Below are 20,255 nucleotides of genomic sequence, written 5' to 3' on the forward strand. Positions count from 1 at the left end.
GCGTCAGTAACCGCGCGCCCGGTCCACCTCGTGCAGCAGCGCCTGACCGGTGCCAAGGCGGCGCAGGTTCTCCACCACATCCCCCAGTGCATCCCCCAGATGCCAGCCCGACACATGCGGGGTGATGGTCACACGCGGGTGGCGCCACAGCGGATCATCTTGGGGCAGGGGTTCCGTGCACAGGACATCCAGCACCGCATGACCGGGCGTGCCGCGATCCAGCGCTGCGATCAGCGCGGGTTCATCAATCAGATCGCCGCGCCCGGCGTTGATCAGCACCGCGCCGGGTTTCATCGCCGCCAGCAGCTCCGCATCCATCAGCTCGCGTGTATCGGCGGTCGAGGGCAGGATGGCGCAGACGTAATCGCATTGGCCCAGCATCTGCGGCAGTGCCTCTGCGCCGTGGTGACAGGTGATGCCTTCGATCTCCTTGGGGGAGCGGCTCCAGCCGTGAACCTGAAAGCCAAGGCTCGCCATCAGTCGCGCGGTCAGCCCGCCGATATGACCAAGGCCAAGAACGCCGACCGTTGTCATATGGGTGCGTTTCGGGGCCACCGAATCCCATTTAGCCCGGGCCTGCGCCGCCGCGTGATGCAGGAGATTGCGCTGTTCGCGCAAAATATAGGCGAGACAGTATTCCGCGATTTCGCGCGCGGGTTCTTCCGGCTTCAGCCGTGCCACGCGCACATGCGGCGCCACGGTGGGGTGGTTGACGATGGTTTCGACACCGGCGCCCAGTTTCTGCACCAGTTGCAGATTGGGCAGCTGTGCGGCGATGTCGGTTTTCAGCGAAGACACGGCCAGCATGGTGATCTCATCCAGGTTGCCAGGGTTTGAGGCCGGGCGGATATCCGCGCCGGGGCTGAGCGCGCGCAGCTCTTCTGCCAGCTCTTCTTCGGTGAACCAGCCGCCATGTCCGATGCTGATAAGTAGTGCCATTCGCTCTGTTTCCTTCCGTTACTTCCGTACCGTCAGCCTGTTACGTTCCGTCACAGTGCTGGACAGCGTTCGCGCGACTAAGCCATGATTTCAGCCAAAGCGAAAGGCGCAGGGAGGAAGGTCATGGATATGAATTTTGGGATGCGGGACGAGAACCGCAAGCTGCTGGACCGGGTCGCAGCAATGGTGCGTGATGAGATCATGCCGCTGGAGGCCGAATACCAGGCTGAGATCGGCAAGGGCGACCGCTGGACCTATACCGAGCGTCAGGCAGAGATCCTTGAAGGGCTGAAGGCCAAGGCGAAAGCTGCCGGTCTGTGGAACTTCTGGCTGACCGACAGCGACCGTGGCTTTGGCCTCACCACCGTGGAATATGCCCATTTTGCCGAGGAAATGGGCAAGACGCCGCTGGGCTCCGAAGTGTTCAACTGTTCAGCTCCCGATACCGGCAATATGGAAGTCTTCGAGCGCTACGGTACCGACAAGATGAAGAAGGAATGGCTGGCGCCGCTGCTGGAGGGGGAAATCCGCTCTGCCTATCTGATGACCGAGCCGGAAGTTGCATCTTCCGATGCCACCAATATCGACATGTCCTGCATACGCGATGGCGATGATTATGTCTTGAATGGTGAAAAATACTGGGCCTCGGGTGCGGGCGATCCGCGCTGCAAGGTCTATATCGTGATGGTGCGCACCGGCGGTGATGATCTGCCGAAACACGGGCGCCATTCGATGATCGTGGTGCCTGCCGATGCGCCGGGCATCGAGATCCTGCGCCCGATGGAGGTCTTTGGCCACGATGATGCGCCCCATGGCCACATGCACCTTCGCTTCACCAACGTGCGCGTTCCGGCCGAGAACCTGCTGGTTGGCGAAGGACGCGGCTTCGAGATCGCCCAAGGGCGCCTTGGGCCGGGTCGCATTCACCACTGCATGCGTTCGATCGGTCAGGCCGAGTCGGCGCTGGAGCTGATGTGCCGCCGCTCGCTTGAAAAAGAAGCCTTTGGCAAGAAGCTGGCGCAGCTGGGGGCCAACTACGATATCATCGCTGAATGTCGCATGGAGATCGAGATGGCGCGGCTTCTGTGCCTCAAGGCCGCCTGGATGATGGATCAGGGCGATGCGCGCGCCGCCGCGCCGCATATCTCGCAGATCAAGGTGGTTGCCCCGCGCGTTGCGCTGAAGGTGCTGGATGAGGCGATGCAGATGCACGGCGGTCAGGGCATTTCTCAGGACACACCGCTGGCCATGGGCTGGACCTGGCAGCGGGCGCTGCGCTTTGCCGATGGGCCGGATGCGGTGCACCGCCGTCAGGTGGCGCGGACCGAGCTGAAGAAATACACGCAGGAAAAGGTCTGAGGCTGATGTCAAAGGCGCAGTCGTCGAACGCCCTGTCGGCGGCGCCGTTCTTTTCCCAGCGCGCCGATGGCGCCTTTGTCGGTAATGACCCGGCTCGGGGTCCCTGGTCCCCGGATCATTGCCACGCCGGTCCGGTCACCGGGCTGGTGGCGCGGGCGGCAGAGCAGGCGGTGGGGCCGGGCAAGATGCTGACCCGGCTCACCCTCGACATCCTGCGCCCCCTGCCGCTGGCGGGGCTTTGGGTGGCGGCGGAAACCACCCGCCACACCCGGACGCTGGCAACCACTTCGGTGACGGTCCACGATGACGACGGAACGCTCTGCGTGCGGGCCTCTTCGATGCATCTGGTCGAGAAGGATCTGGGCCAGGTGCCGACGGCGCCGGTCACGCCCCTGCGGCTGGAGGAGGCCACGCCCGGCGATTTCACCATCGGCGCCGGGCTGCACGACAGGCCCTATTTCGGGCAGTTTCTGGATGTTGCCTATCCACCGGGGGCGGGCTTTGGCCCTGGCCCTAAGGCGATGTGGATGCGCACGACGACGCTTCTGGAGGGAGAGGAGCAGTCGCCGATCCAGTCGCTCTGCGCGCTTGCCGATTGCGGCAATGGTATCTCCTGGAACGCGCGTCCGGCCGAAATGGGGTTCATGAACACCGACCTGACCCTGCATGTGCACCGCGCCCCGGAAAGCGACTGGCTGGCCTCCGACTCCGTGTCGCATTGGCACGGCACCGGTATCGGCATGTCGCAATCGGTCCTGCAGGACACCAGGGGGCCGGTCGCAACCGCCTTGCAGACCCTGGTGCTGCACCCGCCCTCCTGAAGTTGCGGCGGGTGAGGGCTCCCGCCTGTTTGCAGCATTCTGCGAATGCTCCGCACAGTTGGGCGTGGCGCCGCTGGCGCGGCGCAGGGCTGCTGGGGAAGCGGTTCAGGGGCAGGTCTGCCCTGAACGCGCGCCTTCGATTGTGTCTTTGAAATGCCGCCTCAAGGGTAAACCGCGCGTGCCGCGCGGCGGCAGGGCCGCCCTTGACCCGGCGGTTGGGTGAGGGATCCGCGCCGCGTTTGCGGCGCCCGGCCCAAGGCTTTGCCTGGTATCTGCGAAGCACGAAAAAGGCGCGGGAGCCCGCCCCTGCATTTCGGGACGGGTGCTATCGACTGTCTGTGGCAAAGATCGGATCGGGGTACCCGACGCGGGCCAGATAAAGGCCATGTCCGGGGCAGACCGGGCCACAGGCGGCGCGATCGCGGGCCTCAAGCGCCGCCTTTACGTCGACGGGGGACCAGCTGCCTGCGCCGACCCGTTCCAGCGTGCCGACAAAGCTGCGCACCTGATTGTGCAGAAAGCTGCGGGCGCGCACGTGGAAATGGATTTCCGGCCCGGTGAAGCCCGCGACCCGTTCCACCGTCAGCTCATCCAGGGTTTTGACCGGGCTGGCGGCCTGGCAGATGGTGGAGCGGAAGGTGGTGAAATCGTGATGGCCGATCAGGTGATCTGCGGCCTGCTGCATCGCCTCGGCATCAAGTTCATGCGGCACCTGCCAGACCTGGCCTGCCTCATGGGTGGCCGGGGCGCGGCGCATCAGGATGCGGAAGAGGTATTGCCGCTCGACCGCCGAGAACCGCGCGTGCCAGTCATCGGAGACCCTTGCGCAGGCGGTGATGGCGACCGGATTGGGCTTCAGGTGGAAGTTCAGCGCCTCTGACAGGCGGAAGGGGTCCCAGTCTTTCTGCAGATCGCAATGCGCCACCTGGCCCAGCCCGTGCACTCCGGCATCGGTACGTCCGGCGGCGGCGATGGTGTGATCCCCAGGCTCCAGTCGCGCCAGCGCAGCCTCGATCGCCCCCTGCACAGAGGGGTGTTCCTTCTGCCTTTGCCAGCCGGCAAAGGGCGCCCCATGATATTCGACTTTGAGAGCAAAACGCGGCATGGCGCGGCAGTAGCGCGGTGCGGGACACAAGGCAAGTCCTTTGCCCCGGCGACCTTGGCTTGCTGCATCGGGCTCTGGTATCCAGCCTGGAGCCTGCCTATCTTGGGGGCAGCGGCCCGGCCGTCGGAGCGACCAAGCAGAGCAGAGTACAGCAGAACAGGACAAAGGCAGGCGCGTGGTACTGACATCCCTAGCCGACAGCGCAGCCCGCCGGGTCGAGGCCCTGGGCAGCAGCCTGTCGGAGACTTTTCTGGAACCGAGCCTGCGGCTCGGCGTCACCGGGCTGGCGCGGGCGGGCAAGACCGTCTTTATCACTTCGCTGGTGGCCAATCTGATGAACCGGGGCCGCATGGTGCAGCTATCGGCGGCGCGGGACGGGCGGATCGAGACTGCCTATCTGCAACCGCAGCCCGACGACACCGTGCCGCGGTTCGATTATGAATCCCATCTGGCCGCCCTCACCGGGGCTGATCCGCATTGGCCGGACAGCACCCGCGCCGTTTCCGAACTGCGCCTCAGCCTGAAGGTGCGGCCCTCGGGGCTGCTCGCCGGGCTGCAAGGGCCCCGGGTGTTGCATCTGGATATCGTGGATTATCCGGGGGAATGGTTGCTGGATCTGGCGCTGCTGGACAAGAGCTTTGATCAGTGGTCCGGCGAAGTGCTGGCCCGGATCGCCGGGCGGGAAGAGGCGCAGGGTTTCCTTGCCGCCGCAGAGGCCACCGATGCGGATGCCGCCCATGACGAGGGGCAGGCGCAGGCGCTGGCGGAAGCCTTTACCGAATACCTCAACGCCGCGCGCAAAGCCGGGTATTATGACTGTACGCCGGGCCGGTTCCTGCTGCCGGGGGATCTCGCAGGCTCACCGGTGCTGACCTTTGCGCCGCTTGCCGCCGGGGAGGGCAGCGCGCCGCGTGGCAGTCTGCGGCGGGAAATGGCGCGCCGCTACGAGGCCTACAAGGCGCGGGTGGTGAAGCCGTTCTTTCGCGATCACTTTTCCCGCATCGACCGGCAGGTGGTGCTGGTCGATGCGCTGGGGGCGATCCATTCCGGCCCGCCTGCGGTCGAGGATCTACGCCAGTCGATGGCGGATATCCTGGGCGCCTTCCGGCCTGGGCGCAACCGGTTCCTGACCCGGATCCTGGGCGGCAAAAGGGTGGAGAAGATCCTGTTCGCCGCCACCAAGGCGGACCATTTGCACCACGTCCAGCATCCGCAGCTGACCGCCATCATCGAGGCGCTGACTCGCGAGGCGCAGGACCGCGCCCGCTTTGCCGGGGCGGAAACGGCGGCCCTGTCGCTGGCCTCTTTGCGGACCACGACCGAGGAAATGCGCCCCCATCAGGGACAGGAGTTGCCCTGCGTGCGCGGAACCCTGCTGGAGGGTGGACGGCAAGCGGCCTTTTACCCCGGCGCTTTGCCCGAGGACCCGGGCAAGCTGCTGACCCCGGCGCGGCAAGGGGCGGAGAGCTGGCTGGAGGGAGACTATCAGAGCATGGCCTTTGCGCCTGCGCCCCTGAGCCTCAGACCCGGGGATGGCTTGCCGCATATCCGACTGGACCGGGCCGCCGAATTCCTGATCGGAGATCGTCTATGAGCCTTGAATTGCGCCCGGCGCGCCCGACGGATGCGGGCACGATTGGCGATATCCTGCACCGGTTTGCGGCAGAAACGCCCTGGATGCCAGAGCTGTATTCCGGGGCCGAGGCGATTTCCTTTTGCGGGGTGATGATCGACCGGGGGTGGGTCACCGTGGCCGAGGAGGGCGCCAGGGTGCTGGGATTTTTGGCCCGTGATGGTCCGGAAATCTGCGCCCTCTATCTGGCGCCCGAGGCGCGCGGGCAGGGCATAGGCAAACGCCTTCTGGAGGCGGCCAAGGGGGGCAGCGGGCATCTGCATCTCTGGACCTTTGAGGCCAATACCGGGGCGCAGCGGTTCTACCTGCGCGAAGGGTTTACTGAGACGGCGCGCAGCGATGGCGCGCGCAATGACGAAGGGCTGCCGGATATTTCCTATGCCTGGCAGGCCGCGAAACAGGAGGCCGCGTGATGAGCCAGGGACCCGTCGTCTTCGACCTGGAGGAAGACCAGAAACCGGCCCCCGCTGTCAGCGATGCGCCGCCGGTTCCCGATCTTGGGCCGGAGGTGCCGGGCGGGCCGCCTCCGGCTGCCATGCAGCGGGCTGCGGCGCTGGCGGCGCGGCCACCCTCGCGGCTGTCGCGCTGGTTCTGGGGCACGGTTCTGGCACTGCTCTGCGCGATGGTGTCAGTTGCGGCCTGGGACTTTGCCACCGGGCTGATTGCGCGGGTGCCGGTTCTGGGCTGGGCGATCTCTGCCGCTTTGCTGCTGGCGTTGGTGCTGGCGGCGCTGATGCTGCTGCGCGAAGGGCTGGCGCTGGCGCGGCTGAAGCGGGTTGACGATCTGCGACAGGCCGCGATCCCGGCGGTGGAGGATCCCACGGCGGCGCGCGCCTATGTGGCGCGGCTGGAGCGGTTTTATGGAGATCGTGCGGATCTGGCCTGGCATCGCGCACGACTGGCCGAGCGCACTCCCGAGGTGATGGATGCCGATGCCTTGCTGCAGCTGGCCGAGGACGAGTTGCTGGCGCCGCTGGATGCGCGCGCCCTGCAGGAGGTCGAAGGCGCCGCGCGGCAGGTGGCGACGGTGACGGCGCTGGTGCCGCTGGCACTGGCCGATGTTGTGACGGCGCTTGTTGCCTCGGTGCGGATGATCCGGCGGGTGGCCGAGATCTACGGCGGACGCTCGGGCCTCTTTGGCTCCTGGCGGCTGACGCGGGCGGTGCTGGCGCATCTGGTGGCCACCGGCGCGGTTGCGGCGGGGGACGATCTGCTGGAATCCGTGCTGGGCGGATCGGTCCTGTCGAAATTGTCGCGGCGGTTTGGCGAAGGAGTGGTCAATGGGGCGCTGTCGGCGCGGGTTGGCATCGCCGCGATGGAGGTCTGCCGCCCGATGCCGTTTTCCCCGCGCCACCGCCCTTCGACCCGCAGGGTCGTGCAGCGGGCGCTGTCCGGTCTGTTTTCAAAATCCAGGTCAAAGGTGGACGCAGACCGCTAGGCGCGCGCCTTAGAACAGTTTGGGCGGGGCATCCTTGGGCTGGCGCATGGCGGTTACGCCGGTTCTGAAGCCTTCGCCGATCCGGTCGGCGAGCGCGCCCCAGCTTTGCGCGGTCTGCGTGGGCAGTTCGGCCTTCAGAACGCTGTGAAACAGGTCAAGCCAGAGTGGGAAATGCTCGGCCTTGATATCGGGGCGGGAGACATGCACCCGCATCGGATTGCCGTTGTAGCACTTCTCGCGCAGGATTGCGTTGCGCCAGAACCGGGCGATCTTTTCCTCGTGTTCCGGCCAGTCGGTCACATGGGCGCCGAACACCGGCCCTAACACGGGGTGCTGCCGTATCTTGCCATAAAAAACACGCACGACCTCGTCGATCTCGGCGCCGCTGATGTCAAAGCGGCGCAGCGGGGCGTCTTGCGCGGGGGGGCTGGGCAGATCGGAGGAGGTCACGGGAGTTCCTGACTTTGGTTTCGAAGGACAGCAATAGCCGGGCCGGAGGCGCGGGAAAAGGGGGCTGACCTAGGCTGGCCAAAGCCGTTTGAAAAAAAATCGCATCGGGGCTGAAACTTTTTGCGTGGGGGCTTCGTGGCTGTGGGCAGAGGTTCAAACAAAGGGAGAGATACCTATGGCCCATCTGGCTTCATCCTATGCGTCTTATGAAACGTTCCTGCGCGGCGCCGACGCCTTCTGGTCGGTAGACCTGGGGGCGATGAACAATTCGGGCGTCACCGGCGATGCGCTGCTGTCGGTCAACACCGAAGAGGACGGCACCCGCTATCTGAATATCTCGATCTCGGCGGCGGGGCTGACCCCGGATGTGCGCCACGCCCAGCACGTGCATGGCACCTTTGATGCCGAAGGCAATCCTTCGGATGCACGCATGCCGGTGACTGCGGATGATGCGGATCAGGACGGATTTGTCGAAGTGCTGGAAGGGTTGGCCGCCTATGGCGACATCCTGTTGCCGCTGACCGATGGCGATGGGGTGCTGCCGATGACCCGGTCGGACGGCACGATGAATTTCATCCAGAGTTATGAGCTGGGTGACGACAGCAACTTCTTCAGCCCGGTCAGCGGCAACGACTATACTGCGGCGGATCTGATGCCGATGGAAAACCGGGAAATCGTTATTCATGGGCAAAATGTGGGGTCGGGCTTCGGCGCCGGGACCGGCGGCGAGATCAACGGATCGCAGGATGGCTATGTGGGCCTGCTGCCCGTGGCCGCGGGTGAGATCGAAGGCACCAACCGGGCGCAGGCGCTCGACATCCTTGAGGACCAGTTCCAGCGGGCTTCGGAAACCGTGCGTCTGGGCGCGGGGGACGATGTCTTTGACGGCGGTCTTGGCAACGACCGGATCTATGGTGGCAAGGGCACCGACCGGATCGATGGCGGCGCCGATGATGACTGGCTCTGGGGGCGCAGCCAGAACGATGTGCTGCGCGGTGATGGTGGCGACGATCATCTTTTCGGTAACAAGGGCAGCGACCGCCTGTTCGGTGATGAGGGGGATGACCACCTGAAGGGCCACGGTGGCGGCGATGATCTGAACGGGGGCTTTGGCAATGACATGCTGAAAGGCCACCGCGGAGATGATATGCTGGAGGGCGGCGCCGGACGCGACATGCTGAAGGGTCACAGCGGCGATGATGTCCTGACCGGCGGCAATGGCCGCGACGTGCTGACCGGTGGCGCGGGCTGGGATGAGTTCGTCTATACCGATATGCGCGAAGGGCGCGACCGGATCACCGATTTTGAGGACGGGATCGACCTGATCAGCCTCAATACCCTGGGCATGGATTTTGCCGATCTCAGCATCAGCGATGCGGGGCGCGGCGCGCGGGTGGAATTTGGCAATACCTCGATCCTGCTCGAAGGCGTCATGGCGGATCAGCTGGACCAAAGCGATTTCATCTTCTGATCCCTGCTGTTGAGGGCAAAACAACGACGGGGCGCGGTCTTCTATTTGAGGGCTGCGCCCCTTCTTTTGCCGCGATAGGGTAGCGTAAATGCCCTGCCCGGAGACCCCGCAATGACAGACCACGGCCACAGCCCGCAGGAGATCAAGGACCGGATCGGCGCACCGCCGGGGCGGGGGGTGCTGCGCGATGTGGTCTATGGCGGCATCGACGGATCCGTCACCACCTTTGCCATCGTGGCGGGGGTGGCGGGCGCGGGGCTGTCGCCCTTTGTGATCGTGGCGCTGGGGCTGGCCAATGTGCTGGCCGATGGATTCTCGATGGCGGCAGGTAACTATTCCGGCACCAAGGCCGAACTGGACGACGCCCGCCGACTGCGCCAGGTCGAGAACCATCATATCGACCACTACCCGGATGGTGAGCGTGAAGAGGTGCGAGAGATCCTGCGGCTCAAGGGTTTGAGCGGTCGTGTGCTGGACGAGGCCACCGACGAGATCTGCAAGAACCGCGAAACCTGGGTCGATCTGATGATCGAGGGCGAATACGGGCTCGCCGGGGTGGACCCGCACCCGATGAAGGCCGCCATCGCTACCTTTGCTGCCTTTCTGGTGGCGGGGATGGTGCCGCTGCTGCCCTTTCTCTTCGGTCTTTCCAACGCCTTTACCGTGTCCTCCTGGATGACCATGGGCTGTTTCTTTGCCATTGGCGCCCTCAAAAGCCGCTGGTCGCTGGCGCCCTGGTGGCGCTCGGGCGGGGAAACGCTGGTGATCGGCGGTGCGGCGGCGGCCATGGCCTATGGCGTGGGGCTGATGTTCCACGCTTGAGGCGCGGTGTCTGCCCGGCGGGGGAAAATGTTTCGCGTGCGAAACGGTTTAAGGCCTTGTCAGGTTATCCTGACATTCCATTTTTATTGCGCGCTGAGGCCCCGCAACGGGGGCCGCAGAACCTGTGCTTCTGACTGATCCGCAGCGCGGATCACTTGACCTGGATTTTCGGAGGGTAGCCGTAGAGGTCCAGAGACTTGTCGCGTTCACTGGACATTCCGGCCAGCACAGCCGCCCCCAGCAGACCACCACCCCAAAGAACCTGCGCGGCGGCATTTTCCTGGGCCTTGAGCTTGGTGAGGTTCGTCACCTCTATGGTTTGAGTGACAGTCTTTTTGCCATCTGTGCAGGCGATCGTCATCGGCGGTGTGGCGCGACCAAAGCTGGGCAGGTTCACCTTGCCCGGAACCCGCAGGGCGCCCGAAAAGGCGGAGCTGGTCAGTGTACAGTCCGCTTGGGTCATGGGGGGATTGGCTTCGTTCAACTCGTTTTGCGCAAAGCTGATCCGGGTCTGTGTCGCCGTTTGCAATGGCAGCCTTTTCCCGGCCGCGGTCAGCGAGATATTCTTTGAGACAGGCAGCTGTTCTGCGGTTTGCAGCCTGCTGGCGTAGGTTTCGCTGGGGGATTCTGCTGTGTCGCAAGCCGAAAGCGTGACGCTGGCGGAAAGCAGCGCGGGTAGAATGTAGGTTTTCACTAAAAAGGGTCCTGTGTTGTGTTCTTTTAATTGATTATTCCTCCGTAAATACAGCGCATGGGTGTGTCCGGCAACTGTTGAGGCGCAAGAATGTTGCGCAGCAGCGCAGGGTGTCGCGACGTTGTGTGCTTTACCCTCCTGATGCAGCGCCCTATAAGGCCCGCATGTCCCACCGTGCGGCCATCATTATTCGAATTACGTACCCGGCGCTCTGATCCGAACACGGAATCCTAAGAGCCGCCGGGCAAAGGTGCTTGAGCCATCGCACCGAACCGAATATCCCACAGATAATCCTGACGACGACCAGCTATTCAAAGGACGCCACCGATGTGCGCCGACACGCCTCAGACCCCCGACTATAAAGACACCCTGAACCTGCCCAAGACCGATTTCCCCATGCGCGCGGGCCTGCCCAAGCGGGAACCCGCATGGCTTGAGCGCTGGGCAAAGATCGGTGTCTATGACCGGCTGCGCGAAAACAACGAAGGCCGCGAGCCGTTCACGCTGCATGATGGCCCGCCCTACGCCAACGGCCACCTGCACATCGGTCACGCGCTGAACAAGACCATCAAGGACATGATCGTGCGCTCGCACCAGATGATGGGCTATGATGCGCGTTACGTGCCGGGCTGGGACTGCCACGGTCTGCCGATCGAATGGAAGATCGAGGAACAGTACCGCAAGAAGGGTAAGAACAAGGACGCGGTGCCAGTCATCGAGTTCCGCCAGGAGTGTCGCGCCTTTGCCGATGAATGGGTCGATATCCAGCGGGAAGAGTTCAAACGCCTTGGCATCACCGGCAACTGGGCGAATCCGTACCTTACGATGGATTACCACGCCGAAGCGGTGATCGCGGGCGAATTCCAGAAGTTCCTGATGAACGGCACGCTGTATCAGGGCTCCAAACCCGTGATGTGGTCGCCGGTGGAAAAAACCGCGCTGGCCGAGGCCGAGGTGGAATACCACGACAAGGAAAGCTTCACCATCTGGGTGAAGTTCAAGGTCGTGCGTGGACCCGAAAACAATTTTGGCGACTCTCTCGCCAAGATTTACGTCGATGAAGAAGAAGGCAGAAGGCACGCGGAAGAGCGGATCTCGCGCCTTCTCGACGCCTATGTCGTGATTTGGACCACCACCCCCTGGACCATGCCCTCGAACAAGGCCGTGGTTTACGGCGAAGACATTGCCTATGGCCTTTATGAGGTGACCGGCACGCCAGAGGAATCCTGGGTCAAGGTGGGCGATAAATACGTGCTGGCCGACAACCTAGCGGCGGATGTGTTTAAACGCGCCCGCCTTGAAGACGACCAGTGGAAGCGTGTGGATGATGTGGACCAGTGGGAATTGAAAGGGTTGCAATTGATGCACCCCCTCGCAGGTGCCGAGGGCAGCAACGGTGAATGGGACGCTCCCCGCGACTTCCGCGCCGCCGACTTTGTCACCGACACCGAAGGCACCGGTTTCGTGCACTGCGCGCCCAGCCACGGGATGGAGGAATTCGAACTCTACCGTGACCTTGGCATGCTGAAGCAGGTCATCACCTACAATGTGATGGACGACGGTTCCTTCCGTGCCGACCTGCCGTTCTTTGGTGGCAAATACATCCTCAACCGCAAAGGCGGCGAGGGCGATGCCAACAAGACCGTCATCGACAAGCTGGTCGAGGTCGGCGGGCTGATGGCGCGTGGCAAGATCAAGCACAGCTATCCGCATTCCTGGCGCTCCAAGGCGCCGATCATCTATCGCAACACGCCGCAATGGTTTGCAGCCGTGGACAAGGAACTGGGCGACGGGCTCGATACCTATGGCAAGACCATCCGCGAGCGGGCGCTGACCTCGATCGACCAGCTGGTGAAATGGACGCCGCAGACCGGGCGCAATCGTCTCTATTCGATGATCGAAGCGCGCCCCGACTGGGTGCTGTCGCGCCAGCGCGCCTGGGGCGTGCCGCTTACCTGCTTTACCAAGAAGGGCGCCCTGCCCACCGACGATGATTTCCTGCTGCGCAACGATGAGGTCAACGCCCGTATCGTCGCCGCCTTTGACGAAAAGGGCGCCGATGTCTGGTACGAGGACGGCTTCAAGGCGCAGGTGCTGGACGGTATCGTTGATCCCGACGCCTATGATCAGGTCTTTGACGTTCTCGACGTGTGGTTCGATTCCGGCTCCACCCATGCCTTTGTGCTGCGTGACCGCGAAGATGGCACCGAGGATGGTATCGCCGATGTCTATATGGAAGGCACCGACCAGCACCGTGGCTGGTTCCACTCTTCCCTGCTGGAGGCCTGTGGCACCCTGGGCCGCGCGCCCTACCGCAACGTGGTGACCCACGGCTTCACGCTGGATGAGAAGGGCATGAAGATGTCCAAATCGCTGGGCAACACCATCGTGCCGGAAAAGGTCGTACAGCAATACGGCGCCGATATCCTGCGTCTGTGGGTGGCCCAGACCGATTACACCGCCGACCAGCGGATCGGCCCGGAAATCCTGAAAGGCACCGCCGACAGCTATCGCCGTTTGCGCAACACCATGCGGTACATGCTGGGCAGCCTTGGCGATTTCACCGAGGACCAGCGCGTTGATCCCGCCGAAATGCCCGAGCTGGAGCAATGGGTGCTGCACCGTCTTGCGGAACTGGATCACAAGGTGCGCTCCGGCTATGCCGCCTTCGACTTCCAGGGCGTGTTCTCCGCGGTCTTCACCTTTGCCACCGTGGATCTGTCGGCCTTCTATTTCGACGTGCGCAAGGACGCGCTCTATTGTGATGGCGATACGCTGAATGCCCGCGCCGCGCGCACCGTTCTGGACATCCTGTTCCACCGCCTGACCACTTGGCTGGCGCCGATCCTGGTCTTCACCATGGAAGAGGTCTGGCTGGAACGCTTCCCGGGCGAGGACAGCTCGGTGCACCTCGTCGACATCCCCGACACGCCCGCTGACTGGTTGAACGAGCCGCTGGCCGCGAAATGGGCCGCGATCCGTCAGGCCCGCCGGGTGGTGACCTCGGCGCTGGAAATCCAGCGCACCGACAAGGTGATCGGTGCCTCGCTTGAAGCAGCGCCGGTGGTACATCTGCGCGATGCGGAAGTTCTGGAAGCGCTGAAATCGGTGAATTTTGCCGATATCTGCATCACCTCGGATGTGGTTTTGACCGGCGATCCGGCCCCAGCCGAAGCCTTCCGCATGCCCGAGATCGACGGCATCTCGGTTGTGTTCGAAAAGGCCGAAGGCGAGAAATGCCAGCGCTGCTGGAAGATCCTGCCGGATGTGGGCACCCATGCCCATGCCGGTGTCTGCGGTCGCTGCGACAGCGCGCTGAGCTAAGGCTGACCACCCTCTCGCGCGAGGAGGCTAGTCCAAAACAGATTGCGCCGCCGTTGCCTGTTGAGGGCAACGGCGGCGTTTTTTCGTCGGACATCCGGGTCTTTGGAGAGGGTCGGCGCGCGGAGATCAGGCAGCAACGACCTTTTGCGCGGCCTTGTAATTGGCGCAGGCGTTGATGACGTTCATCGGCAGCGGCCCAACCGGGTGGCCGGCCAGCAGAGCGATATACTGCCGCCACAGCGCCTTGGCAGCGGCGGAAATCTCGGATTGGGCACCGTAGGCAGAGCCTGTCACGCGTTCCCGGCGCATGTCGTCCTGCGTCTTTTCCCAGGGTGATGCATCCGGTTGCCCCGGCATCTGCTGGGCGTCGCGCACCGCCAAGGACGGTTTGGCCGGGCCAGTGAAGACCGAGTTCACACTGCTATTCTGCATGTTTGGCGAATTCTGCAGGGCCTCTTCGCGCTGCTGCCGGAAGGCCAGACCCTGCTGGCTGCCATCGACCTGTTCGGTCGCGGCTTGAATCTTTTCCTTCTCAGGCAAGGCTTTCAGGCGATAGGCCGATTGTTCGGAGAGGCCCATCTTTTCGGACAGGCTGGCGTTCTCCTTTTCAGCCTGCACTGGGCCGACCATGACCGGCTGATTGGCTGACCAGCTTTGTTTCCAGGCCAGGTTGGCCGCATCCAGTCGAATCATGTCCTTGTTCCCACCTTTACTTTACCGAGACGTGCAGCTGATCGGTCCCGGCATTGCTCCTCCAGATGGCCGAAAGGCTGTCCGTGGCAGAGGCCGGGATATTGCAGCACGACGCAGGCACCCCGCTCTGCGTTCCATCATTAATACATATTAATTAAACTGCTTGGCACCTGCCCGCTTGGGCAGGGGAGAGCGGCAGAGGGATATGGCACCTATACCAAAGTGCGCATTTCGCGCCCTGAGCGGGGCGCTTGTGCTTGCGGCCCGCTTCGCCCCGCCGCAGGGTGGGAGCGCCCTAAGTGAACAACCGCAAGAGGACAGAACGCATGCAGCAGCCGAGCGCGCATCTTCAAACCCCGGTCGGGCGGGTGGTCGTGACCGCGCAAGATGGGGTGATCACCCGGCTGCGCTGGCAGGAAACTCCCGCAGAACCTGCGCAGGCGCCTGCCGGAGATGCCGCAACGAAGGAGGTGCTGAACCGGGCATTGGCGCAGCTGCGTGCCTATTTCGCGGGAGAGTTAGAGGCCTTCAGCCTGCCGCTGGATGTGGCAGGGTCGGCCTATCAGCAGGCAGTTTGTGCGGAAATCGCCGCCATTCCCTTTGGCGAAACGCGCACCTACGGTCAGCTGGCGCAGACTCTTGGCAGTTCGGCGCAGGCGGTAGGCAATGCTTGCGGCGCCAATCCCATTCCGATCATCATCCCCTGTCATCGGGTGCTGGGTGGCAGCGGGCTTGGTGGGTTTTCAGGGCAGGGTGGGGTCGAAACAAAAGTATCCCTGCTGCGCCATGAGGGCGCGGCAGGGTTGCTGATCTGAGATCCTAAGATTTCTCCGTCAGGCGAGACGCCTGAAGCGCTGTTCAGGAAAACAATGCTTTCGCCTTGTCATACTCTGACATGGCGCCGGTGCCGGTTGGGGCAGGATCGCCTGCGGCCAGACCCAGAACGACGGTTTCCATATCCGCGCCGCTGGTCTCTGCCAGGCTGGTGTCCGCCTGCGCGGGCTCTGCCTCTTCGGGGACCTCAAGCGGGCTGACCGCGACCTCGGTCGCCGGATCGCTGTCGCTGACATTGCTTACCGAAACGGTGATCTCGCCCGCTTCATTGGTTTCAAACAGGGCCACAAGGCCGCCGTGTTCGCCGTTCTCGAAGTTAATCCTGATCTCACCGCCGCCGGTGCCGCTGTCTGTCGCGACATTCAGCCCGCCGTCCTCGCGGGTGACCTCGATGTCGAATGCGCCACCGAGGTCTTCAATCCGGATGGAAATTTCGCCAAAGCTGCCGCTCAGCACCGCATTGACACCCTTGGGCGGTGTGGTTTCTGCCGGAGGCTCTGCGGGCGTTTCAGCGGCCTGCTTGGCGCGCCAGCCCCAGGCCTTGGCATGATCGGGCGGACCAACGCGGTCCGGCTGATCCGACTGGCCGGGCGGCGTGAACTGCCGGGGCGCAGAGTGGGCGTGATGGGCGGATGACTGGCCGCCGGGGGCATGGATCGAATTCATGATATGATCTCCTGAACGATTGGAACACACCCCCGGTGCAAAGGATGCTCCATCGATCCTGACGATCAGAATTTAAGGCAGGCTTACCCCAGGGAAGTCATAGTGCCTCGCATTTGAGACGTATTCAGAAGCTACTGGTTTCAGGCCGGTTTTGTCGCACGTGGTTGCGTCTGCAGCAGGCTCAGGCGCGTTTGGGCGGGAAGATCTGCTGCACGATCCCGACGAAAAGCAGGTAGACCGAGGTCACGATCAGCCCCCAGTGGGCCCAGCTTTCGGGATGGAAATCGATCCAGGCCGCATAGCCTGCCAGCGCGGTCCAGACCAGCGCCACCGGCAGCGAAATGCGGCGCCAGCGCTGGGTGCGGACCGGATGAATGAACTTCAGCGGCAGGAACATCGCGATGGAGAGCAACGTCACCAGCGCCAGGCTGGTCCAGTGGCTCGGCTCCAGCGCAAAGATCACCAGCACCAGCATGTTCCAGCAGCCGGGGAAGCCGGAAAAGGAGTTGTCCTTTGTCTTCATCCGGGTGTCAGCAAAATACATCGCGCTGGCAAAGGTGATGACGATAATGGCGAACCAGCCGGTCCAGCCTGCCATCAGCCCGGATTTAAACAGGGCAAAAGCCGGGATGAATACATAGGTCAGGTAATCGATGATTAGATCCAGCAGGACCCCGTCAAACTGCGGCGCGTAGCGTTTTACGTGATAATGCCGCGCCAGGGGGCCATCCACACCGTCCACCGCAAAGGCCACCACAAGCCACAGGAACATCAGGCTCCACTTGGCATCGGCGGCCGCCAGCATTGCCAGAATGGCAAAGACGGCGCCGGTGGCGGTTAGAAGATGAACGAGAATGGCGCGGATCTGAGGTTTCATTCACCCGTGATGGCGAATTTGCCCTCGGCCCGCAAGGGTTCAGTGTAGCGTTTTGCTGATATGGGGCGCGTTTTCCACGGCCGCATCAAAGGCGGCACCATCATCGGACATATACAGCATTTCCCTTACGACGCCGGGGATGGAGCCGGGGAAGGGCCAATGCGAAACAGGAATGGAGCGGGGGAGGCGGATCTGAGAGACGGGCGCCGCCGGTGCAGCGGGAGCCTGGCCAAAACAGAAATGGGGGTCGTGATACATAGGGCATCCTTTCTGGAGCGGGTGTGTCCCTATCAACTCTGAATGCGGTTAAGGAGAGGTTGTCGGCAGGTTTCGGAATATATTGCATTTTATTGATTCCGCGCGCCGGAACGCCTGCCTCATCCGGCGGTGTGCCGCGTGGTTGTTTTGCATTCTGATAACTGCATGTCTAATGTGCTGGCCAGATATGCTCCGGCACGGGGAGCGTCTGAAGGAGGAGCGTGATGCCAGACCAGAGCGCACATTGGAACGCTGTCTATGAGAGCAAGGCGCCGACGAGAGTCAGCTGGTATCAGGCGTATCCCAAGGCTTCGCTGAAGGCTATTGATCTGATCGGCGCGCAGGATCAGCCGTTTCTGGATGTCGGGGGTGGCGCTTCAGATCTGGCGGCGGTTCTGCTGGAACGTGGCTGGCGGGATCTGACGGTTCTGGATATTTCCAACGCTGCTTTGGCGGTACAGGCACAGCGGCTGGGAGACCGGGCGCCGGAGGTTGCGCGCATCGCTGCCAATATCACTGAATGGGTGCCGCCGCGCGCCTATGGGATCTGGCACGATCGGGCGGTGTTCCACTTTCTGACCAACGCGGCCGACCGTGCCGCCTATGTGGCTGCTTTGCGGGTTGGGGTGCGTCCCGATGGACATGTGATCCTTGCAACCTTTGCGCCGGACGGGCCGGAGACATGCAGCGGCCTGCCGGTGCGCAGATATTCCGCCGAAGGGCTGGGGCAGGAGCTGGGGGACGCGTTTACCCTGTTGCACCACTGGCGAGAAGTACACCAGACACCGGGCGGCGCCGAGCAACCCTTTACCTGGGCTGTCTTCCAGCGACGCTGAGGGGCCTTTCGGTCTGAGATCAGGCCTTGGGATGGGCGCGGTTGTAGACTTCCATCAGATATGCCGTATCCACCGCCGTGTAGGCCTGCGTGGTGGAAAGCGAGGCATGGCCCAGAAGCTCCTGAATGGCGCGCAGATCGCCTCCGGCTTCCAGCAGGTGGGTGGCAAAACTGTGCCGCAGCGCGTGGGGCGTGGCCGAGGCAGGCAGGCCCAGCTGGGAGCGGGTTCTGGCCATGACCCCCTGGATCTGGCGGGGATTGAGGGCACCGCCGCGCTGGCCGCGAAACAGCGGTGCGTCCTGCGTTTGCGGATGCGGGCTGAGGTCCAGATAGCGATCCACCGCATCGCGGGCGGCGGCGATCACAGGCACCACCCGTTCCTTTTCGCCCTTGCCCTTGATCCGCAGGACCTGTGGCAGCGGCGCATCGCCGCCGGTGAGTCTAAGCGCCTCGGAAATGCGCAAGCCGCAGCCGTAAAGCAGGGTCACGACCGCCACGTCGCGGGCGGCGACCCAGTCGCTGGTGGATTGCAGCTCAACCGTCTCGATGACGGCGCGGGCAGCGTCCTGCGCCAGCGGGCGGGGCAGCTTTTTCTGGAACTTCGGTGCCCGCACCGCAAGAACCGCGGTGGGCTCGAACCCTTCGCGTGTCGCCAACCAGCGATAGAAGCTTTTGACCGAGGAGAGTTTGCGTGCCAGCGAGCGTGAACCGGTGCCCGCGCTGCGCTCGGAGGCCATCCAGGCGCGCATGTCGGCGGTAGAGATCTGCGCCAGCGCCCCCAGCCCCTGCGGGCCGCCGGTATGGCTGGTCATGAAGGTAAGGAAGCCGGTGACATCGCCCTGATAGGCGGTGATCGTATTGGCCGAGGCGCCCCCCAGCGCGGCAAGCCCCTCCAGCCAGTGCTGCAGGGCGTCGCGGCAGGCCGGGGAGATCAGGCTCATGACAGCCAGCGGCGCATGGTTCGTTCAAAGACGCCCGCGAAGAAGCCGAGAAGGTCAGTGCCCTGCTGCGGCGAGAACTGATGCGGATCCTCAGAGCCAAGCACCAGCATGCCGGGCAGGCGGCCGCTCCCCAGATCCAGCTTCAGGCAAGCTTCGGAGCGGATCCACTCCGCCTTGCCGCCATAGATCCGGGCGCTGCCGGTCTGCAGCTGGCGCAGGGTGACCTGACGGTCCGGCCCGCCGCGCCCGCCTGCGGCGGCATAGTCGGCGACATAGCCGGGCGAGACGATTTTCAGCACATCGCCGATACGTTCGGCGGCGGCGCTGCCGTCCTCCTGCCGGGTTTCCAGCACCAGCGCCAGCGCATCGACGCGCAGGATTTCGGCCATCTCCTGATTGAGGCTGGCCAGGAAACCAGTGAAATCGGTGGGATCCAGCAGGCGCAGCACCGCGCGGTGGATCTGGTTGGTGCCGGACAGGTTTTCATAGGCCGCGGCGATGACCGAACGGTGGGTGTCCTCCAGCCGGTCCAGTCGCGCCTCCAGCCGCTCCATGGCGATGCCGCGCAGATCCACGATATTCGAGCCCATGGCGCGCTCATTGGCGCTGACGAGGGCGTTCATCAGATTCTGATCCTCCAGGATCGCGTCTGGTTTTTCCAGAATCGCGGCGCGCAGGGCGTCGTCGAGTTTGGCGGTATTGCTGCTCATGTTCGAACCTCTTTGGGGTCTTTTGACCGGGTTATAACATGGGTTTTGGGCGATGCGGGTGAAAAATGTGTCTCTGGTGGGAAAACGCCGAAGCTCCGCATTAAGGGTATCGGGAGGCTCCCGCCCACTGCGGGGCCGCCATGGGCGGCCTCCTCGCTGGTTGGGCCGGGCGCCGGGCTGTTGCCCGGCGTTGCGGTCCTGGCGGACCTTTTGAGGTTTGCTGAGAAGCGTTTGAGGGGGCGCTCTGCCCCCTCAAAGCGCCCTGTCGATTGTGTTTTGAAAGGTGCCGCGTCAAGGGTGGATCGCGCGGAGCGCGACCGCTGCGCGGCCCTTGACCCGGCGGGGTGTGGGATAAGAAAAAGGCGCCCCGGAAAGGGCGCCTTTG

At 63.6% G+C, this 20,255-nt stretch carries 19 protein-coding genes; 10 read left to right on the forward strand and 9 right to left on the reverse strand.

Annotated elements, in window-relative coordinates:
• Positions 1-3 precede the first annotated feature (3 nt).
• Positions 4-939 (reverse strand): glyoxylate/hydroxypyruvate reductase A, encoded by a 936-nt coding sequence (locus AAFO90_RS08160; protein WP_347509061.1) that lies wholly within the window; start codon positions 937-939, stop codon positions 4-6.
• 123 nt (positions 940-1,062) lie between these two features.
• On the opposite strand from AAFO90_RS08160, the gene AAFO90_RS08165 reads away from it, so the two are divergent.
• Positions 1,063-2,298: an acyl-CoA dehydrogenase family protein gene (locus AAFO90_RS08165; RefSeq protein WP_347509062.1), complete on the forward strand. Its 1,236-nt coding sequence runs from the start codon at positions 1,063-1,065 to the stop codon at positions 2,296-2,298.
• Between the two features lie 5 nt (positions 2,299-2,303).
• Positions 2,304-3,119, forward strand: a complete 816-nt coding sequence (locus AAFO90_RS08170) for a thioesterase family protein (RefSeq protein ID WP_347509063.1) — start codon at positions 2,304-2,306, stop codon at positions 3,117-3,119.
• A gap of 325 nt (positions 3,120-3,444) precedes the next feature.
• Here the strand turns inward: AAFO90_RS08170 and truA are convergent, their stop codons facing one another.
• Positions 3,445-4,224, reverse strand: coding sequence for a tRNA pseudouridine(38-40) synthase TruA (gene truA, locus AAFO90_RS08175; protein WP_347509093.1), 780 nt, complete (start codon positions 4,222-4,224; stop codon positions 3,445-3,447).
• Positions 4,225-4,399: 175 nt separating this feature from the next.
• On the opposite strand from truA, the gene AAFO90_RS08180 reads away from it, so the two are divergent.
• The 3 genes from AAFO90_RS08180 to AAFO90_RS08190 are packed head-to-tail and all read left to right on the forward strand — an operon-like array spanning position 4,400 to position 7,295.
• Positions 4,400-5,818, forward strand: coding sequence for a YcjX family protein (locus AAFO90_RS08180; protein ID WP_347509064.1), 1,419 nt, complete (start codon positions 4,400-4,402; stop codon positions 5,816-5,818).
• Entirely contained in the window at positions 5,815-6,270 is a 456-nt protein-coding gene (locus AAFO90_RS08185) for a GNAT family N-acetyltransferase (RefSeq protein WP_347509065.1), read from the forward strand. Before AAFO90_RS08180 ends, AAFO90_RS08185 begins: the two co-directional genes overlap by 4 nt.
• The gene (locus tag AAFO90_RS08190; protein WP_347509066.1) at positions 6,270-7,295 is read left to right on the forward strand and encodes a TIGR01620 family protein; all 1,026 of its coding nucleotides are present in this window, start codon (positions 6,270-6,272) and stop codon (positions 7,293-7,295) included. The genes AAFO90_RS08185 and AAFO90_RS08190 overlap by 1 nt, the downstream gene beginning before the upstream one ends.
• A gap of 9 nt (positions 7,296-7,304) precedes the next feature.
• On the opposite strand, the gene AAFO90_RS08195 is transcribed toward AAFO90_RS08190, so the two are convergent.
• Complete coding sequence (locus AAFO90_RS08195; RefSeq protein WP_347509067.1) at positions 7,305-7,745, reverse strand: group III truncated hemoglobin; 441 nt, start codon at positions 7,743-7,745, stop codon at positions 7,305-7,307.
• A gap of 175 nt (positions 7,746-7,920) precedes the next feature.
• Here AAFO90_RS08195 and AAFO90_RS08200 point away from each other — a divergent pair, with 175 nt between their 5' ends.
• Both AAFO90_RS08200 and AAFO90_RS08205 read left to right on the forward strand, forming a co-directional pair.
• Positions 7,921-9,216 (forward strand): calcium-binding protein, encoded by a 1,296-nt coding sequence (locus AAFO90_RS08200; RefSeq protein ID WP_347509068.1) that lies wholly within the window; start codon positions 7,921-7,923, stop codon positions 9,214-9,216.
• 111 nt (positions 9,217-9,327) lie between these two features.
• Positions 9,328-10,038: a VIT1/CCC1 transporter family protein gene (locus AAFO90_RS08205; protein ID WP_274827710.1), complete on the forward strand. Its 711-nt coding sequence runs from the start codon at positions 9,328-9,330 to the stop codon at positions 10,036-10,038.
• A gap of 151 nt (positions 10,039-10,189) precedes the next feature.
• Here AAFO90_RS08205 and AAFO90_RS08210 read toward each other — a convergent pair whose 3' ends face one another.
• Positions 10,190-10,732: a hypothetical protein gene (locus AAFO90_RS08210; RefSeq protein WP_347509069.1), complete on the reverse strand. Its 543-nt coding sequence runs from the start codon at positions 10,730-10,732 to the stop codon at positions 10,190-10,192.
• Positions 10,733-11,059: 327 nt separating this feature from the next.
• Here AAFO90_RS08210 and ileS point away from each other — a divergent pair, with 327 nt between their 5' ends.
• A complete protein-coding gene (ileS, locus tag AAFO90_RS08215; RefSeq protein WP_347509070.1) occupies positions 11,060-14,056 on the forward strand; it encodes an isoleucine--tRNA ligase in 2,997 nt (998 codons plus the stop codon).
• A gap of 126 nt (positions 14,057-14,182) precedes the next feature.
• Here ileS and AAFO90_RS08220 read toward each other — a convergent pair whose 3' ends face one another.
• Positions 14,183-14,749: a hypothetical protein gene (locus tag AAFO90_RS08220; RefSeq protein WP_347509071.1), complete on the reverse strand. Its 567-nt coding sequence runs from the start codon at positions 14,747-14,749 to the stop codon at positions 14,183-14,185.
• A gap of 326 nt (positions 14,750-15,075) precedes the next feature.
• Between AAFO90_RS08220 and AAFO90_RS08225 the strand changes: the two genes are divergently transcribed.
• Positions 15,076-15,564 carry a methylated-DNA--[protein]-cysteine S-methyltransferase gene (locus AAFO90_RS08225; RefSeq protein ID WP_347509072.1) on the forward strand — a complete coding sequence of 163 codons (489 nt, stop codon included), beginning with the start codon at positions 15,076-15,078 and terminating at the stop codon, positions 15,562-15,564.
• Positions 15,565-15,607: 43 nt separating this feature from the next.
• Here AAFO90_RS08225 and AAFO90_RS08230 read toward each other — a convergent pair whose 3' ends face one another.
• A complete protein-coding gene (locus AAFO90_RS08230; RefSeq protein ID WP_274867016.1) occupies positions 15,608-16,249 on the reverse strand; it encodes a hypothetical protein in 642 nt (213 codons plus the stop codon).
• A gap of 181 nt (positions 16,250-16,430) precedes the next feature.
• Positions 16,431-17,126: a CDP-alcohol phosphatidyltransferase family protein gene (locus AAFO90_RS08235; RefSeq protein ID WP_065272653.1), complete on the reverse strand. Its 696-nt coding sequence runs from the start codon at positions 17,124-17,126 to the stop codon at positions 16,431-16,433.
• A 482-nt stretch (positions 17,127-17,608) separates the two neighbouring features.
• Between AAFO90_RS08235 and AAFO90_RS08240 the strand changes: the two genes are divergently transcribed.
• A complete protein-coding gene (locus AAFO90_RS08240; protein WP_347509073.1) occupies positions 17,609-18,220 on the forward strand; it encodes a class I SAM-dependent methyltransferase in 612 nt (203 codons plus the stop codon).
• Positions 18,221-18,239: 19 nt separating this feature from the next.
• On the opposite strand, the gene AAFO90_RS08245 is transcribed toward AAFO90_RS08240, so the two are convergent.
• Entirely contained in the window at positions 18,240-19,160 is a 921-nt protein-coding gene (locus tag AAFO90_RS08245) for a tyrosine recombinase XerC (RefSeq protein ID WP_347509074.1), read from the reverse strand.
• Positions 19,157-19,870 (reverse strand): DUF484 family protein, encoded by a 714-nt coding sequence (locus AAFO90_RS08250; protein WP_274831324.1) that lies wholly within the window; start codon positions 19,868-19,870, stop codon positions 19,157-19,159. The genes AAFO90_RS08245 and AAFO90_RS08250 overlap by 4 nt, the downstream gene beginning before the upstream one ends.
• Between the last annotated feature and the right edge of the window lie 385 nt (positions 19,871-20,255).

The sequence above is a fragment of the Phaeobacter sp. CAU 1743 genome, from assembly GCF_039839315.1.
GTDB lineage: Bacteria > Pseudomonadota > Alphaproteobacteria > Rhodobacterales > Rhodobacteraceae > Phycobacter > Phycobacter gallaeciensis_A.